The 17,150-nt window shown below is 41.0% G+C and carries 16 protein-coding genes; 6 read left to right on the forward strand and 10 right to left on the reverse strand.

From position 1 onward, the window contains the following. Window positions 1-34 precede the first annotated feature (34 nt). Window positions 35-1,771, forward strand: a complete 1,737-nt coding sequence (locus AC2SLN_RS12100) for a choice-of-anchor I family protein (protein WP_486549869.1) — start codon at window positions 35-37, stop codon at window positions 1,769-1,771. Between the two features lie 373 nt (window positions 1,772-2,144). Here AC2SLN_RS12100 and AC2SLN_RS12105 read toward each other — a convergent pair whose 3' ends face one another. Further along, the gene (locus AC2SLN_RS12105; protein ID WP_486549868.1) at window positions 2,145-3,038 is read right to left on the reverse strand and encodes a CBS domain-containing protein; all 894 of its coding nucleotides are present in this window, start codon (window positions 3,036-3,038) and stop codon (window positions 2,145-2,147) included. A 263-nt stretch (window positions 3,039-3,301) separates the two neighbouring features. Between AC2SLN_RS12105 and AC2SLN_RS12110 the strand changes: the two genes are divergently transcribed. After that, complete coding sequence (locus AC2SLN_RS12110; protein WP_486549866.1) at window positions 3,302-4,654, forward strand: Lnb N-terminal periplasmic domain-containing protein; 1,353 nt, start codon at window positions 3,302-3,304, stop codon at window positions 4,652-4,654. 31 nt (window positions 4,655-4,685) lie between these two features. On the opposite strand, the gene AC2SLN_RS12115 is transcribed toward AC2SLN_RS12110, so the two are convergent. From AC2SLN_RS12115 to AC2SLN_RS12125, 3 genes are all read right to left on the reverse strand, one after another. Then, window positions 4,686-5,393, reverse strand: coding sequence for a metal-dependent hydrolase (locus tag AC2SLN_RS12115; protein WP_486549864.1), 708 nt, complete (start codon window positions 5,391-5,393; stop codon window positions 4,686-4,688). A 295-nt stretch (window positions 5,394-5,688) separates the two neighbouring features. Beyond that, the gene (locus AC2SLN_RS12120; RefSeq protein ID WP_486530578.1) at window positions 5,689-5,982 is read right to left on the reverse strand and encodes a 4a-hydroxytetrahydrobiopterin dehydratase; all 294 of its coding nucleotides are present in this window, start codon (window positions 5,980-5,982) and stop codon (window positions 5,689-5,691) included. Window positions 5,983-6,254: 272 nt separating this feature from the next. Next, window positions 6,255-6,539, reverse strand: coding sequence for a GNAT family N-acetyltransferase (locus tag AC2SLN_RS12125; RefSeq protein WP_486549862.1), 285 nt, complete (start codon window positions 6,537-6,539; stop codon window positions 6,255-6,257). A gap of 481 nt (window positions 6,540-7,020) precedes the next feature. On the opposite strand from AC2SLN_RS12125, the gene ettA reads away from it, so the two are divergent. Then, on the forward strand, window positions 7,021-8,682 hold the full coding sequence (gene ettA, locus AC2SLN_RS12130; RefSeq protein ID WP_486549861.1) for an energy-dependent translational throttle protein EttA: 1,662 nt from the start codon (window positions 7,021-7,023) through the stop codon (window positions 8,680-8,682). A 156-nt stretch (window positions 8,683-8,838) separates the two neighbouring features. Here the strand turns inward: ettA and plsB are convergent, their stop codons facing one another. After that, on the reverse strand, window positions 8,839-11,718 hold the full coding sequence (gene plsB, locus AC2SLN_RS12135; RefSeq protein WP_486549859.1) for a glycerol-3-phosphate 1-O-acyltransferase PlsB: 2,880 nt from the start codon (window positions 11,716-11,718) through the stop codon (window positions 8,839-8,841). A gap of 360 nt (window positions 11,719-12,078) precedes the next feature. Between plsB and AC2SLN_RS12140 the strand changes: the two genes are divergently transcribed. Beyond that, window positions 12,079-12,972, forward strand: coding sequence for an acyl-CoA thioesterase (locus tag AC2SLN_RS12140; RefSeq protein WP_486530574.1), 894 nt, complete (start codon window positions 12,079-12,081; stop codon window positions 12,970-12,972). Window positions 12,973-13,035: 63 nt separating this feature from the next. Here AC2SLN_RS12140 and AC2SLN_RS12145 read toward each other — a convergent pair whose 3' ends face one another. Together AC2SLN_RS12145 and AC2SLN_RS12150 are read right to left on the reverse strand one after the other, a co-directional pair. Beyond that, window positions 13,036-13,776 (reverse strand): SIMPL domain-containing protein, encoded by a 741-nt coding sequence (locus tag AC2SLN_RS12145; protein WP_486549857.1) that lies wholly within the window; start codon window positions 13,774-13,776, stop codon window positions 13,036-13,038. Between the two features lie 240 nt (window positions 13,777-14,016). Continuing rightward, a complete protein-coding gene (locus AC2SLN_RS12150; protein ID WP_486549855.1) occupies window positions 14,017-15,297 on the reverse strand; it encodes a lytic murein transglycosylase in 1,281 nt (426 codons plus the stop codon). Window positions 15,298-15,471: 174 nt separating this feature from the next. Here AC2SLN_RS12150 and AC2SLN_RS12155 point away from each other — a divergent pair, with 174 nt between their 5' ends. Together AC2SLN_RS12155 and AC2SLN_RS12160 are read left to right on the forward strand one after the other, a co-directional pair. Further along, the gene (locus AC2SLN_RS12155; protein WP_486549854.1) at window positions 15,472-15,681 is read left to right on the forward strand and encodes a histidine phosphatase family protein; all 210 of its coding nucleotides are present in this window, start codon (window positions 15,472-15,474) and stop codon (window positions 15,679-15,681) included. Window positions 15,682-15,697: 16 nt separating this feature from the next. Beyond that, a complete protein-coding gene (locus AC2SLN_RS12160; RefSeq protein ID WP_486549852.1) occupies window positions 15,698-16,333 on the forward strand; it encodes a DUF3885 domain-containing protein in 636 nt (211 codons plus the stop codon). On the opposite strand, the gene AC2SLN_RS12165 is transcribed toward AC2SLN_RS12160, so the two are convergent. The 3 genes from AC2SLN_RS12165 to AC2SLN_RS12175 form a co-directional block, all read right to left on the reverse strand. Continuing rightward, window positions 16,324-16,545: a hypothetical protein gene (locus tag AC2SLN_RS12165; RefSeq protein ID WP_495057338.1), complete on the reverse strand. Its 222-nt coding sequence runs from the start codon at window positions 16,543-16,545 to the stop codon at window positions 16,324-16,326. The two genes, AC2SLN_RS12160 and AC2SLN_RS12165, sit on opposite strands and share 10 nt — an antisense overlap. Before the next feature lie 93 nt (window positions 16,546-16,638). Further along, the gene (locus tag AC2SLN_RS12170; RefSeq protein WP_486549848.1) at window positions 16,639-16,791 is read right to left on the reverse strand and encodes a hypothetical protein; all 153 of its coding nucleotides are present in this window, start codon (window positions 16,789-16,791) and stop codon (window positions 16,639-16,641) included. A 43-nt stretch (window positions 16,792-16,834) separates the two neighbouring features. Further along, window positions 16,835-17,116, reverse strand: coding sequence for a DUF503 domain-containing protein (locus tag AC2SLN_RS12175; RefSeq protein WP_486549846.1), 282 nt, complete (start codon window positions 17,114-17,116; stop codon window positions 16,835-16,837). Window positions 17,117-17,150 lie beyond the last annotated feature (34 nt).

The following is a 17,150-nucleotide window of genomic DNA, read 5'->3' on the forward strand; positions in this document are numbered from 1 at the left end:
CATTCATGCTAATTTCAATTCAAAAGGCCAATCCATGAGAAACTGCTCAGTATCCAACCCGAGTGATAAAACACGACGTCATAAACTGATGAAGTCTACGCTGCTTTTAGGTTTTGTCTCTTCAGTAATGGTTTTATCTGCCTGCGGTAGTGACTCAAACACGGTAGTTGATGTGAATGACAATCCAAGACCAGATGTTACTGCGCCTACCAACTATAAAAGTGTGACCTTTACCAAAACTGGTAGTTATATTCATGGGGCTTTTGATAAGTCTGCCGCAGAAATTACCGCTTTTCATCCCCCCAGTAAACATGGGTTTGTGGTTAACGCACAGAATGGAAAAGTCGATGTGCTTGATTTATCAGATATAACGACACCAACACTTATCCAGTCATTGGATGTATCAGACGCTGGTAATACAGTGAACAGTGTGGCGGTATATGGTGATGTAATGGCAATTGCGGTGCAAGCAGATGTGAAAACAGACAATGGCTATGTGGTCATTTATGATGCCAATACGTTAAAACGCTTAAACAGTCTGAAAGTGGGTGCATTGCCAGATATGCTTACTTTCACGCCAGATGGTAATTATCTAATAGTGGCTAATGAAGGTGAGCCTGATGACGATTATGTGGTAGATGCCGAAGGTTCTATTAGTGTTATTAACATCATGGATATCAACAACCCAATTGTTAAAACTGCCACATTTACAGACTTCAATAGCCAAAAACAATCGCTGCTTGATGCAGGCGTACGTATTTTTGGTAAAAAAGCCGATGGTACGTTGAGTACAGTCGCTGAAGACTTAGAGCCAGAGTATATTGCTGTCGATAGCGACAGCAAAACCGCTTATGTGAGTTTGCAAGAAAATAATGCCATAGCGGTTGTGGATATTGTAAGCGCTACCGTCGCATCCATTGAGCCGTTAGGTGCAAAAGATCATTCGATTCAAGGTAATGCGCTGGATGTAAGTAATAAAGATGATGCAATTAACATTACCACATGGCCGATAATGGGAATGTATATGCCTGATTCGATAGCCACTTATGCTATCAATGGTAAAAACTATCTCATCACCGCCAATGAAGGTGATGCCCGCGAATGGGGTAATTTTGGAGAGGAAATAGGCTTTAATGATGTCAAGGTTGATCCTGCTAAATTTAATGTGATGGCTTGTCACAACTTGGAATGTGGCGATAAAAAAGCTTTAGGTAAAATCAAATTCTCAGCATCTATGGGCGATAGCAATGGTGATGGTGTTTATGAGAACCTATATAGTTTTGGTGCACGTTCATTTAGTATTTGGGATACTGATGACTTAAGTACGCCTGTCTACGATAGCGGCAGCTTTATGGCAATGTACACCGCTGATAAGTATCCCGATAACTTTAACGCAAGTAATGATAAAAATAGCTTTGATAACCGTAGTGATAATAAAGGTGTCGAACCAGAAGGTGTTACAGTGGGTCAGGTTGGTTCACAGACCATTGCTTTCATAGGGCTTGAGCGTATTTCTAGCGTGATGGCCTTTGATGTCACTGACCCAACTGATGTTAAGTTTTTAGGTGAGGTAAATACACGCACGTTTGATGATGACAAGCTTGCTGCTGCAAAAGAGGGAGTATTAGCGGCTGATGTAGATGGCGATTTAGGTCCAGAAGGGTTAACATTCATCTCAGCGGATAACTCGCCATCTGGTAAGCCATTATTATTGGTGGGGTTTGAGGTTAGCGGAAGTTCAGTCGTATTTGAGCTAGACTTTTCTGAGTAATGGATTGAACCTTAAGAAGGTCGGTAATGAGTATGACCCGTAAACTTATTTCGTAATTGCTGTTGCGTCAGGCCAATGTTAGATTATGATGGTGTTACCATTGTCTTGCTAACCTACTACTTTATAACGAGCCTGCGCTCGGTTTCCTTATCGTCAGTTTAAATTGGTTTGGCCATATTTAGTACTGACAGTTTGACGCCGAGAATGTTTGACGATACTCTTGTGTATCTTCGTCAAACATTCTCATGAAGGGTTAAGTTGTCATAAGTTATTAGAGTCGCCATAAGCTTTTAGATAAAGGGTAATACCGAATAATCAACGACACCCATACCATATAGCCTAATCATAAACGTATAATAAGGCTACCTTATGCCTACTTATCGTGGGGTATGGCTGTATTAACAGGCGTTAACTCTAGCACCTTAATAAACCTACCTTCTACATCTATGATAGAGATGAGCCAACCATCAATAGTGACGGTTTCTCCCTCTAAATCTCCCCCAACATCGCCAAGCGCCTGCATCACAAGTCCACCCATGGTATCTACGTCAGTATCATCAAACGGGGTGTTTAGCTCTTCGTTGCAATCTTCAATGAGTGTAGATGCCTGAACGACCCATGTATTAGCCTTTTCTTCATGAGGAACAATATTATTTAAGTCACTGTCTTCCACAATGTCGTCGTGTTCATCAACAATGTCGCCCACAATCTCCTCAAGCAAATCCTCCATGGTTACCACACCGACCATATTGCCAAAGTCATCAACGACCACGGCCATGTGTACTTGGGTACGTTGTAGTGAACGGAGTAAGGTGTCTGAGCGGGCGGTCTCACTAATATATAAAGGTTGGCGCACTATGGATTTTAAACGGAATGAGTTAATAGTGTCTTGACCTTGGCGGATTAAATTAACCAAAAGAGGTAGAAGGTCTTTTGCCAGTAAAATCCCAATAACGGCATCGTCATCTTGGCTATCAAAAACAGGATATCGTGAATGGCTAGTTTCTAAAATCATATCCATGATATCAGCCAAGCTATCGTTCTCATGCACCCCTTCTACTTGGGGGCGTGGCGTCATAATCTCACGCACAGGGGTGGCAGGCAGGTCTAATACACCTTCAAGCATATCGACAGTATCAGGCTCTAGAAATTTATGAGAATCCTGCACTAATTTAATCAGCTCATCGCGAGTTTCGGGAGCGGTATTTAGCCAGCGCTTTAATCCGCGCATTGACCAACTGGCTGTACTGGAATTGTCATCAGACATGGGAAAGTCATTAACCTCGTATTGTTACCAAAATTATTTTCACTTTATCCCAAGGCGGTTTTATATTCAACGGTTAAGCAGAATATTTTTTATCGTCAGTGTGAGATATCGTTATACAGGCTGTAGCTAGGGTATTATTTGCTTGCTATAGGCTGGTTTTAGCATATTAATAGGTGTGAAATTTTCAATGTTATAACAAATAATTTGTTATATTCACAAGGATTGATGGCTATTTAGTTTTAAATGCTGCACAAAAGGTCTCTATGTTAAAAAATTTAAAAAACTCACAAAGCCCCTCAAAAGGTAGGTTAAGGAGGTTAAAAATTACGCTACTCTCCCCATCCCGCCACAATAAAGTATTAGACAGTTCTCTAAAACAACAGTCTACACTGAAGGCAATAACCGCCTATATCATAAAAACCTTCATATTCCTTAGCTTGTTACTATCAGCATTGTGGCTTGGTTTTATCATATGGTTTCATTTTGCTGATTATCCCTTGTTTAAAGTGATATTTGGTACAGTTGCTTTCTCAACTGCAGCCATCACATTATTGGGTTTTATGCGCCGACACCCCTATTGGGTTCGTGTATTACTTGGCTATGCTGCCTTATGGCTGGCCGTGGCAACTTGGTTTGTGCTATTGCCTGCTAAGCAGGACAGAATGTGGCAGCCGCAAGTTGCTCGCGCATTAAGCGTAACTCGAGATGATACCAATCCCGATATTGTCACACTACACAATGTGCGAGACTTTAGTTGGAAACGCACCGACGGCGTTAATGTGAGTGTGCAAAGCGAGATACCTAGCTACAAAAAACTTGCAGATGATGCACAGGGTATTGAGGTAGTAGAAGAGCGCTGGCATAGTCGAACGATTGATATGAGTAAGCTTAGTGGTTTGGATGTGATTAACTCATATTGGATGGGCCCAGAAGTTGCACATACTTTGATAAGTTTTCGGTTTATTGATGAGCGTCCGCTTACTTTTTCAGTGGAGATACGCAAAGAAAATGGAGAGTCTTTTTCAGCGTTAGCTGGATTTTTTCGTCAGTTTGAAATGAGCCTTATCGCCGCAGAGGAGCGGGATATCTTATATACACGCTCGAATGTGCGTGGTGAGCACGTATATATTTTTCCGATTCGTGGTGTGACAATTAATGAAGTGCGAGGCTTATTTGAGTCTTACTTAAACAGAGCAGAGACACTGCAACGTCAGCCACAATGGTACAACACCTTGACCAGTAACTGTACCAACGTGGTGTTTGAAATGGCGAGACAAGTAAGCGGAGGACGCTTGCCTATAGATTATCGTATATGGATGTCTGGCTATTTGCCCAACTATCTTTTTGATATGGGTTTTTTGTCCAATAGCGATCAAGAGACAAATGAGAGCAATGAGTTAAAAGATAATTATTTGACAGAGCACTGGACGGTGGAAGAGTGGTATCAACACGCCTATATTAATCCGAAAGTAGCCGAGTTAAGTTTTGCCGAAAACAATACTTCTTATGTATATTCACAATTAATCCGCCAGAATCTTCCCGTGCCAATATTTAGCACTTTCGTCAGTAAATCACATGATAGGAGGGAAACCAATCTCAGCGCTGGTAGACAATAAGCACTCACAACGACTCTATTAATGAGATAAATTAGCCTACTAATAGGGCGGGAAATAACGCCTCTTTTAATAACCACCATGTGATGGGATCAGTTAGCTTGCGCCAAAAAGGGTCAAATGGTGGTGATACTGTTATAAATAGAACCAATATGGCGTACAAGCCTAGATAGTGAAAACGCTGGCTGTCCTTATAAAATTTAAAGGCAGTGCCAGAAGAACGTTTCAGACGTCTGTTTAATAAATCGACACTGTAAGCTTCATCCAGTCCTAAATGAACTAAAGTACCAATCATTAAGAATAAACCATAAAGCCAGCTGACAATAGAAGAGCTCTCCAAAAAATAATAGTTAACGCACACTAGGGCCAATGCCATTACAGCCATGTAGGGGACAGAATGAATAATACCTCGGTGGGTCGTTAGACGGGTAAATATGTAAAAAACACCATAGCGAATTAAGGCATAGCTTGCTATCCACAATACCAACATAGACATTAAAGACAGTGAACTTCGCCATTGAATAGTCAAGGTAAAAGCTAAGGCAAGTGACATCAAGTCAAAGCCTATGTTGATAGGTGTTGAATTATCGGAATCAATATCGGGAAGTAGCCCACCAGCAGTGCCAGCCAGCACGCATAGCAAAAATTCGTTAGCGTTGACCAGTCCTGCTTTATAAGCCACTAATCCTAAAACCCCACTGATAGCAAAGCCACCCGTGAGGTGTGTGTTGAAATTTGCCACAACTATTTTACCTGTTTATATTTAATCGCATTGATTTTTGCGATTCGAAGCATACTACAGGCTTAGGTGCTTAACAACTTTCCGTAACGGCAAGTTATACCTTTTTTAAAAATATAATAGGAGGGGTAAACTCTATGAGCCATAGTCGTAGCCATAATTCATTTATCAGACCCACCTTGGTATTTGTAGGGCTTACTCTGGTTTTTCTGACTACTTAAGTTTTTGGATTTAGTAGTAGGTTGTGTGTTTGTAAAGGCAGACTTAATAAGGTTTAAATATCTATGGATCTAAATATCTAAACATCTCTGGGTTTAAATATGTGTTCCATTCGTTTGGCTAAGCGAATATCATGGCTGCTAATACCACTCACATCATGTGTGGTTAGTCGCACGTGTACTTTATTGTATACGTTAGTCCACTCAGGATGGTGCTCTATCTCCTCAGCATGAAAAGCAACTTGAGTCATAAAGCTAATGGCTTCTACAAAACTCCCAAACTCATAAGTTTTGATAATGTACTGGCCATCCTTTGTCCAGCCTGGCAACTCGTCTAATTGTAGGGCAACTTGAGCGTCAGTAAGATGACTCATAAACTCTCCTAATAGATAAAAATATTTAGAATGGGGTATTGCGATTTTACCAAAAAATAAATTAGCAGTATCAAACTCACTGAGCCAACTATTTGTGGCGAGGGTATAGTCAGCGAACTACTAAACGGTTACGGCGTTAACCTCGTTAAGCCTACTCCAGTAGTACTTGCACTCGGTTGCCTTGTAACCATTTTAGACTTCTTTGACTATAGCTTCTAGGGCTTGAACTTAGGGCTTGAACTCGTTTTTTGCTATTTTAATTTTTGGATGTGCTATGAATGCACTAAATCTTGGTACTCGGGATGGCGCTTAATATAAGACTCTACAAAGGAGCAGGCTGGGATTACCTTTTTGTTTTCCGCTTGAGCAAAATCTAAAGCATGCTTAACCAGTGCGGAACCAACGCCTTTACCGCCAAGTTCTTTTGGAACAATAGTGTGGTCGTATACTAAAGTGTCCCCTTGGTCCTGATAGCTGATGTAACCCGTGTGCCCGTCTATAGTAGTTTCAAATCGCTTTGCATCAGTGTTGTGGGTAATGTTAACGTGTTCTTTCATGTGCAGATTCCTTTATATATTATAATCAATGACTGGTCAGAGTATTAAGCAATAAACCTATACCAGTCAATTAATACTCATATTATCTACACTTAACACTCATTTATGTGTTTGATTTTTACGTGTTATGGTATTAATTTGTACTACTTTATCACAAAGATATGATAGGAATGAGGGTGTTTGTTTTATTGCTATCGCATTTTCTTTTATAGTCCAATCGTTATCACTATGGATCCCATAGCTTATCCAGATTATCTCGCCGCTTATTCAGAACCAGTACAGTTTTATGCTAGCAGTGTAGTGGGTCTAATCTGTGATTGTTAGGCAGCTCGTATTAACGTATTAATTGGAAATAAGCTATCAAGTGGAGATGATAAGATGAGGCTAAGTATGCGATAATGCAGCCATCATTTGTTTTTAATTTTATAACTGCAAATAGTACAGAAAATCTGGCTACTGAAACTAGAATAATGGAGTCTTAATGGCGCAATATATCTACACGATGAACAACGTGTCAAAACTTGTTCCACCTAAGCGTGAAATTCTAAAAAATATTAATCTTTCTTTCTTCCCTGGTGCCAAAATTGGTGTGCTGGGTATAAATGGTGCAGGTAAATCCACCTTACTGCGCATTATGGCGGGAGTAGATACCGATTACAGCGGTGAAGCCCGTGCCCAGCCGGGTACTAAGATTGGCTATTTACCGCAAGAGCCCCAGCTTGATAATAGCAAAGATGTGCGCGGTAATGTAGAAGATGGCATGCGTGAGGCACTTGATGCGCTTGCTCGCCTTGATGAAATTTATGCAGAATATGCTGCGCCTGATGCGGACTTCGACAAGTTAGCCGAAGAACAAGGCAAAATGGAAGACATTATTCAGGCATGGGACGCACATAATCTAAATACTAAGCTAGAGAAAGCGGCTGATGCACTACGTCTACCACCTTGGGATGCTGATGTTAGCAAACTTTCTGGTGGAGAGAAACGCCGTGTGGCACTGTGTCGTCTATTGCTATCTCGACCAGATATGCTACTGCTTGACGAGCCAACCAACCATTTGGATGCAGAGTCAGTAGCGTGGCTTGAGCAGTTCTTACAAAATTACAGCGGTACTATCGTCGCCATTACTCATGATAGATACTTCTTAGATAATGTTGCTGAGTGGATATTAGAGCTTGATCGTGGTCATGGTTATCCGTATGAAGGTAACTATACACAGTGGCTAGAACAGAAAAACAAACGCTTAGAAGAGCAGCAAAAGCAAGAGGAGTCGTTTGCTAAAGCGCTTAAAAGAGAGCTTGATTGGATTCGTAAAAACCAAAAAGGTCAGCAAGCTAAGTCTAAATCGCGTGTGCAACGCTTTGAGGAGCTTAACTCAAAAGAGTTCCAAGAACGTAACGAAACGGCTGAAATTTATATTCCACCTGGCCCTCGTTTAGGTAATAAAGTGATTGAGGTTAATGATATCTCAAAATCTTTTGATGGACGTCTGCTTTATGAAAACTTAAGCTTTAATGTACCGCCTGCGGCTATCGTTGGTATTATTGGACCAAATGGTGCAGGTAAAACCACATTATTTAATATGATGACGGGTAAGGATGAGCCAGATACAGGGTCGGTTGAGCTTGGCGAGAGTGTCAGTGTGGCTTATGTTGGTCAGGTACGTGACAATTTAGATGATAGCAAAACCGTGTGGGAGGAAGTATCAGACGGCTTAGATATCATTAAAGTGGGTGATTATGAAACGCCAAGCCGTGCGTATATTGGTCGTTTTAACTTTAAGGGACAAGACCAGCAGAAGCTAGTTGGCAACTTGTCTGGTGGTGAACGTAACCGTTTGCAGCTTGCCAAAACTTTAAAGCAGGGTGCTAACGTTATCTTACTCGATGAGCCATCAAACGATTTGGATGTAGAGACGCTACGTGCGCTTGAGGATGCGATTCAAGTGTTCCCAGGCTCGGTGTTGGTTGTGTCACATGACCGCTGGTTCCTTGATCGTATTGCGACCCATATCCTCGCCTTCGAGCCAGAAGGTCCAGTTTGGTATGACGGCAATTACTCTGAGTATGAGACGTACCGTAAGAAAACCTTAGGCGATGATGCCGGTCCTAAAAGGATGAAATATAAGAAAATTGCGACTTAATTTATCGAGTAGTATTAAAAACGGCATAACCTTCGAGTTATGCCGTGTTTTATTTAAGGTTTAATTTAAATAACATTCAACGATATCCAACACCACAACTTACGATTGTTATATAGGGTCTACTTTAACCCTGTTTGTGTAGTTTTGCTCTACTACCTATGCTGTATTAGCTTTGTTTTTACGGCTAAACTTACTCTGCTTTTTGTTGTTAATTTCATTAATCGCATGTTCAATCTCGTCCTCATCGAGCGTAGCGACATGTTGCAATACCTGCATCACATCAGGGCTCAGCACATAGTTTGAAAAGCGAGCGATGTTGTTAATACGCTCATCAAATATCAGGGTGTCTGTATCTTCATCCTTGCTTGCATAACCAAATCGTTCCAACGCACCGATAAAGCTGCTGAATAAAGCGCGGTCAAAAAAATCTGGGATGTCATCGGCATATAAAACAGACAAACGCTGACCCAGCAAATGACATAAATCTATTACCTGGTCTGCCGTTAGATTGCCTGACCCTTGCTGTGCTAAAAGGGCTAACGTCATAAAGTATCGCTCAAGGCTTTGTGATACCGGAGCTGCCAACATAGTCAGTTGTTGATAGTTTTCACTGTTAGCTTCTGGCGTACCAAGCACATCGTTACCCAAATCAATGATTATGTCTTGTTTAATAAGACTGTCTAGCTGTTTGGTAATTAAGTCTGGTACATTGCGTGCTGCATAATATAAGAAGAGTTCGCCCTGTAAAAATGGGTACATTTGAGTAACGATACTGTCTAACTGTCTACGTTCGATACGGCCATTACGAACAATAAGGGCTGCTAAAAATGAAGACATAATGAACACATGCAAAATATTATTGCGAAAGTAGCTTAAAATTGCCGTTTGTTTAGGCAACACCTTGATCATATCGCCTAAAATATGGGGTGTGCGTTCAATAAGCTTTAATTTTATACCATAGTCAATAATAGCTTGCGGTAGCATATCGGTAATAATGGTGTCTTGATCATAAGGCACATCATTAGCAAGTCGTTGACATAGGGCAATTTGCTCACGGCATCTGTCTTCATCTAATGCCGCTTTAGGGGTAGATAACAGTACCAGTGACAATAGTGAAATGGGATTGACCACCGCAGCTTTGTTGATATGCTGCATGATTTTAACACTCAGGTTATTAATCATGGCTGTGGATTTGTCATCAAGCGTGGTGTCATTGCGGTCAGCAGGTAGAGAGTTTGGCTCTACATCAAACTTCTTCATGAAATCTTCCATATGCAGCGGCGTACCAAAGCTGACATGTACATGACCAAAAATACGCTCAATTTTTCGGCTAATTTTCAGTAGACCTAATAAAGATTCAGATTCTTTCGGCTTACCTTTTAGTTCGCCAATATATGTGCCACCTTCCATGATGCGCTCATAGCCAATATAGGTTGGGATAAATACCATGGGTCTGTTAGATTGACGCAGTTGGCTATGTACTGTCATGGCAAGCATACCAAGCTTAGGGGGAAGCAAGCGGCCTGATCGTGAGCGTCCGCCTTCAATAAAATACTCAATAGGGGTATTACGCTGAATCAAAGTATGAACATATTCACGTAACACTGCTTTATAAAGGTGGTTATCTTTAAAACTACGGCGGATATAGAAAGCGACTGCACTACGTAGCAATGGGCCAATTATAGGCACATCCAGATTTTTACCTGCTGCCACGTAGGGTAGGCTCAGTCCCCGCTTAAAAATGACATATGTTAATAATAAGTAATCAACATGACTGCGGTGGCAAGGCACGTAAACCAGCTCATGATCAGCTGCTAACTCACGCACTCGATCAAAATGATGGACTTCAACGCCATCGTAAAGCTGAGTCCATAACCACGTTAAAAATCGGTCGAAAAAACGAATAACAGAGTAGGAGTAGTCGTTCACTATCTCATTAGCATAACCACGAGCTAGCGTTTGTGCTTTACTGGTACTGATACCAGTGGATTCAGCTTCAACTTTACAGGCTTGTTTAATGGCAGGAGAGTAAATAAGCTTATCCACTAGATTACGCCTATCAGACAGGTCGGGCCCTAACATGCTTTTGCGCTTGTTGTCCAAATAGGCACTTAGCTTATATTGAACCAGTATCGATAAACTATAATTGGCTTCAGCAGCGGTCATCAATGCCGTTGAGGAGGCACTCTGTTCTTGGAGGTTAAGTTTGGCTTGGTATAGGATATCGTCTTCATCTTCTGATGACAGCATCATTGATGGGCTGTCACTAGACGTATGGTTTCCTAACGCATCACTGAAGGCTTTATCAGTGAGCTCATTTGCTGAAGTGTTTGCTTGGTTAGTCAGCGAGTCAATAATGTCATGCAAAGATTGAGGGGGATGAAACTCGACAAATGTATCTCGCCCCATTATGCCAATATTAAACAACTGTTTAGCTATAGAAGGCTCTTCCCAGTTATCTGCCATTAACAATTTAAATAATGAGTCTTCATTTTCTGGTGCACGCCCCCATAGTATAGACACTGGTACTACATTTATTTTTGGCGCATTATTCTGTCGGCATGCATTGACGAGCCTAGCAAGTCGTGGTGATACTTTACGATCGCCGGCATGAGGATGGTTTAAGAAGATAATAGCCGCATTCTCATCCACCTGATGTACCGAGTCTTCAACACCAACCAATGCCGGTGGGAAGCCGTACTCACGAGTCTGTAAGTCTACGAGTATACTATTGGATCGGGAATAATCTCTTAATACATAAAAGGTCAACGCATTATTGCTAGTATCAAGCGTTGGTAGCTCGCCTAGTAACTTAGGCTTAACAGCCACATCTAAAGTTTTGCCAGATATCTTGCGATAAAGCTGATTTACTGAGCGTCCAGAACGAGAAATAGTATTGCTAGTAGCCGCTGCTTGCTCTTTTAAACTTTGCGCAGCGTGCCGTGACGCTGATTTAGCCTCACGATGCTTTTTTTGTTTTTCCCGTTGATTTTTAAGACGGTTTTTTAAAGATTGTTTTAAACGAGATGGTAACATGATAAGTGGTTAAACCTATTAAAATTGATACCTCTATATTGCCATAAATTTATATAAAACGATACATTGATACGCGGATATAAACATAAGAGTCGACAATAGTAGTTTGAATATTATCTATTACTAAAGAGGGCAGCAGTGTTAGCATAGACTACGTAGAGTATTAAATAAATAATGCGTTTTGCGGTCTGCTTGGTAAGGCAACTTATAGGGCACTTTATAAATAATTTCATTGAAATATTTGACACTGTGTTTATATAAAAAGCTAAGGCTTAATGCAAAAAACATCTAAAAATGTATAATGAGACCTTTTTATAGCATTTCATTATATTCAGACTGCTAACCCTATCGGAGAGCCAAATGCCTGATTTTCATACACTTGTAGACCAGTTGTTAGAAACTGTAAAACTGACTGAAATTAAGCCAGATGTGTTTGAAGGTATGAGCCGTGATTATGTGGGCAGTCGTATTTTTGGGGGGCAGGTTTTAGCTCAGGCTATCATGGCAGCAGCACATACTTTACAGGAAGATAAGCCCTGCCATTCATTACATGGCTATTTCTTGCGAGGCGGTAGTATCAACCAGCCTGTTATCTACCAAGTTAGACGGCTACGTGACGGTCTTAGTTTATCCGCTAGGGAAGTGATTGCCGTGCAAAATAAAGAAGATGCGGATGGTCGTTTGGTTGAGCAGGTTGTATTTTCTATGATTGCCTCTTTTGCGCCCATGGAAGGTGGGCTTGACTATCAAGAAGATATGCCAGCCTACCCCCCACCAGAAGATTTGGAGTCTGAGCAAGTATTGAAAGAGCATTATGTGGGTAATGTGCCCGCAGGCTTACGAGAGCGTTTTATGCGGCCTCGCCATGTTGAAATTAAACCTGTGAAACCACGTGATCCCGTTCATCCAGAGCCAATGACGCCAAAGCAAGCAAACTGGTTGCGCATACCAAAGCTAGGGCCGCAACCGGTTGCTATTCAGCAAGCGCTCTTGGCACTATCTTCAGATTATTATTTAGTGGGAACAGGGCTAATGCCGCATGGTATAAGCTTTATGACCAAAGGTCTTCAAGCGGCCAGCATTGACCATTCGATGCATTTTCATCGTCCTTTTGATATCAATGACTGGCTACTTTATGACATGTGGAGCGATACAACATCGCACGCTAAAGGGTTAAACCATGGTCAATTCTGGCAAAATGGCAACTTGGTTGCCACGGTGCAACAAGAAGGTTTAATGAGGCTCAAAGGTTAAACTTTAAGCAGAGCATTTCAAAACCATAGCATTTTAAAGCAGCATCTCTGTCTACTTAACCCGCTATTTAACCAGTTCAATCGCGCCTTCTGCGACCATCTCAATTCTCTGCTCGCCGCCTGCCAGTGGGGCAGCAGCCTCATTGGTTGCTGCTGAATCTGCAGAGGTAAACATGGCATTGCCATAATAAGGTTGCGACGGTACATTTGTATTACTTTTAATAGATAAGTTAACCAGTTCGTAGCGTGATGCGCCCCATGAGTTTTGGGCTACCTCTGCGCGCTGTTTAAAGCTATCTGTTACTTGTGTAATAAGCTGATTTTCAACGTCTTGGCGCTGCTTATCTGAAACACTAAAGTTTATATGAGCTACCTGTAAGCCTGCATCTTGAAGTACCCCAATCAGCTCGCTGGCGGCAGAAAAATCGGTACTACTCAACCTAAGTTCACTACGCATTGACCATGAGGTAATTTTGTTGGTTTTGTAATTGTAGTTAGGGTTTGTGTGTTGGCTGGCGGTTGAGAGTTTAACGTTTGGGTAGGCTTTGGCGGTTTCTAGCGCTGACTTAATCAACGGATTAATTTGCTGAGTTAGGCTTTTTGGATTGGCGGCCGATTTTTCAATAAATAACAAGGCTTCTATTTCATCATTATCAACACGCTGAACAGCATTGGCCTGAAGGTTAATGCGATCATAACTTTCAGGTTTACCATCTACAGAGTTATTAGGCATATTGCAGGCAGTCAAGCCAATAGCTATCAAGGAGACAAGTAGCGCTTTAGGGAGTATTGATTTTAAAATCATTGGTTTTCCTTATTGATCTTAAGAAAATGAGCAATATTGACCTTAAGAAAATGAGCAATTATTAAATGGTTGAGTCGATTATCGAATCTATCAAAAAACAGCACCCTATAGTCCCTATCTGATTGATAACATATGATAAGTTTGTGGTCGCAAGCCCTAGTTTTATTACTATTACTAATAGGATTACTTAGGGTGCGACATCGGTGTTAATCGATCAAGTGCATAAACAAAACTGAGCTTTCACCACACCAATGACGAGGCACTACGTTGAGTGATAAAACCATCAGGCGTTTGCCCGTTATCAGCTTGCCAACGTGCAAACGCTCTACGGGTGTTTGATCCCAAAATACCATCAATACCATTGGTATTGTACCCTGCACTGGTCAAGCGTTGCTGTAAGGTTTTAACTTGTACGGTAGATAGAGGCTGTTCATAGCGTGGCCAAGATTTTTGAATACCCCCTTGACCCGAAATAGCACGACCCAATAAGCTTACCCCCAACGCATAGTTTGACGAGTTGTTATACACCTTAATCACATCAAAGTTAGGGCTTAGCAGTAAAGCAGGGCCGTCTTTACCCGCTGGTAACCATAGCTCAAGCGGTGTGCTATCATCTATGTGTATACCATTGATAGGCGTTACTCCCATTGCACGCCACTGTGCCGCAGGTTGTTTCGTATTCACATAAGAAAAATCTAGTGATGGCGGCAAGGTAACTTCATAAAAAGGCTCAAGCCCCCGCACCCAACCAGAGTTGCTTAAATAATTGGCTGTTGAGCTGAGTGCATCCTCAGTTGTCCAAGGACTACGGTGCCCATCGCCATTGCCATCCACACCTTCGGTTAGCCAAGTGGCAGGGATAAACTGAGTTTGTCCCATACCGCCCGCCCATGAGCCGTTTAATTGGGAAGGGTATACATCACCACGTTGTAGCAACGTCAGTAAGGATAGCAATTGGTCTTCAGCAAACCCACGGCGGCGGCCATCATAGGCTAAGCTGGCAAGTGAGCTTGGGATATAGCTGCTGCCCGTTACCGCGCCATAAGAGGACTCCATACCCCAAATGGCCGCAATAATTTCGGCGTCGACCCCATATTGTGACTCAAGCCTAGTCAATAAGCTGCGCTGCTCAGCAAACTTGTTCTTACCAGTCCTAACCCGGCCGCTGGATACAGCCGAGTCAGCATAGTCCCACGGCATTTTTGCAAACTCTGGCTGGCGAGAGTCCAGTGAAATGGCTTGACTGTTTAAGCTAACCGTATCCATCAAACGTTGCACATCATAAGCATTATGGCCCTCAGCGATGGCACGTTTGGTAAAGTCTGATTTCCATTCGGAGAAGCTGTCATAAGTGGCATTAGGGACAGGCTGGGGCTTAGGTGGGGTTACTTTTGGCGGCTGCGGTTTTACCACAATCACTGGCGTAGGTTTTGTTTGTACTGGTTTTTGTTGTACTGGAGCCTGAGCACAGCCTACAAACACCAGTGCAGGCGCAATAAATAAACTAATTTTCTTTAACATAAACAGAAGTCTCACATTGTCTTGGTTTTAATTCTGAGGCGGTATAATAAGCACATATTGCCTATAAAAAAGTTGGTAAAAGCACTGTATCAACAAATACACATAAAGTCGATAATACAACAACGTTCTTACGTTATTTTTAAATGCAATAATAGATTGACAGCGAATTACCTAATGAAATCTATTTTTATCTCTCATCATGTGCGAAGTATGGCTAATACTGGCGTAGAATCTATGCCTAATAAAACCATTCCCCTAACCGATTTAGGCATAAAGCAGTCGCAACGGTTACTTGAAAGCTGGCTAACACTTACCGACAAAGGTCAAATGCCCAAACCAGGAAAGATTTATTGCTCGGGGATGCTACGTACAAAGGTGGTATAAACAATTTAGGATTTATATGTTAAAAAGCTCATTTACCATTAGAAATCAAGTCTATAAAGAGTTTGGTAAGAAAGCTTTTAGACATGGCTTGTTTTATTTATATGAAAAATCGTTGCGTTTTGAGTTGTCAACTGGCGGTTCATTTATCGAGCAGTTTCATCAAGCATTGTCTAAAGGTATTGAGATATTAGATGCCTTATTTAATGAGCAAGATGAGGTATATGCTTGTATTAGTTTCTATGGTAAAACAGGATTATTGGCAAATTTATCAGTTTTTAAACAATTAAAAGAATTAGATATTGAGATTGACAAGCACTCATGTGAAATATGGCAAGAAAAATGCCCAAAAGACGAGGACTTTCCAGAGACAGATTATTTCAGAACATTTATTATTATTCCTGTTAGTCGTACTGAAGTTTTTAAATTATTATGGTCAGCTATCGCCAGTGACTTTAATATTCATCCAAAAGTTAACGCAAAAATTTATTTTTTTAACCTTAAATTAGCCGTTTTAGCTCATCCATATGATGATAGAGGCATGGATATTATTGGAGAGAATTTTGAGCTAAAACGACGCTTTTTTAATATGTTTAATCATTATCTGCTAGATTATGACCGTGACACTATGAATAGTAGTTTTAATTATATATAGTTTTCAGTAAACTCTGAGACTGCTCTCTCTGGTGTATCTTTAGGTAATTCTTTAGCTATTCTCTTACTGGGTAGATAGGAAATATCAAACGTTGCACGAGGTCGCCAATTGTCTATGAGTTTTCTTTCTTTATCGTTTTCAACATAATCAGTAAGAAATTGTTCAGCAGTATGTTTGCCATCTAAATCAAATATTTTAATAGCTTTTTCCATAATATCTATATTCATTGACTCATAGGCTAACCATCCCAAATCTGCAAAGCGTTCATTAAAATTGTCTGGTATGTCAAATATTTTAGCTTGTTTCTAAATCTCATTAAACTGCTTAAACAGTGGTTCTGTTTTTGGAAGGATTTTCTTTATGATTGGAGATAGCTTTGTAATGGCATCAAATGACTCAATTTGATTTGATATCTTAGAAATTGATGGGTTGTCTTTAATTTTTTTAGGCTTATCCATAAATGACCTTTTGAATTTATATTTGAGACTCACTGCAATTAGCTTAAATAAATTCCTTCTCAATATTCATAATCCGGCCATCAACAATGCTTTGTATCTTGTCTTCAATTTGAGCGCATAACGATTCAACCTCACGTTTAGAGGTTTGCACAACCACAAACGTCCATTCACTGGCGTCATGTCGGTCACGCTCGCCACTTTCGCAGACGGCAATAGCAGGATTTTTACCAAAGCGCTGATGTAGTCCACCCACCCGAGTACGCTTTTCTTTCAATGACCCACATCCGGGTAGGGATAAAGTTATCGTTAGGATAGCGATGTGCATATTATTCTCCGTATTCAATCGACCTTTAATCAAG

The sequence above is a fragment of the Psychrobacter sp. CX90 genome, assembly GCF_057396305.2.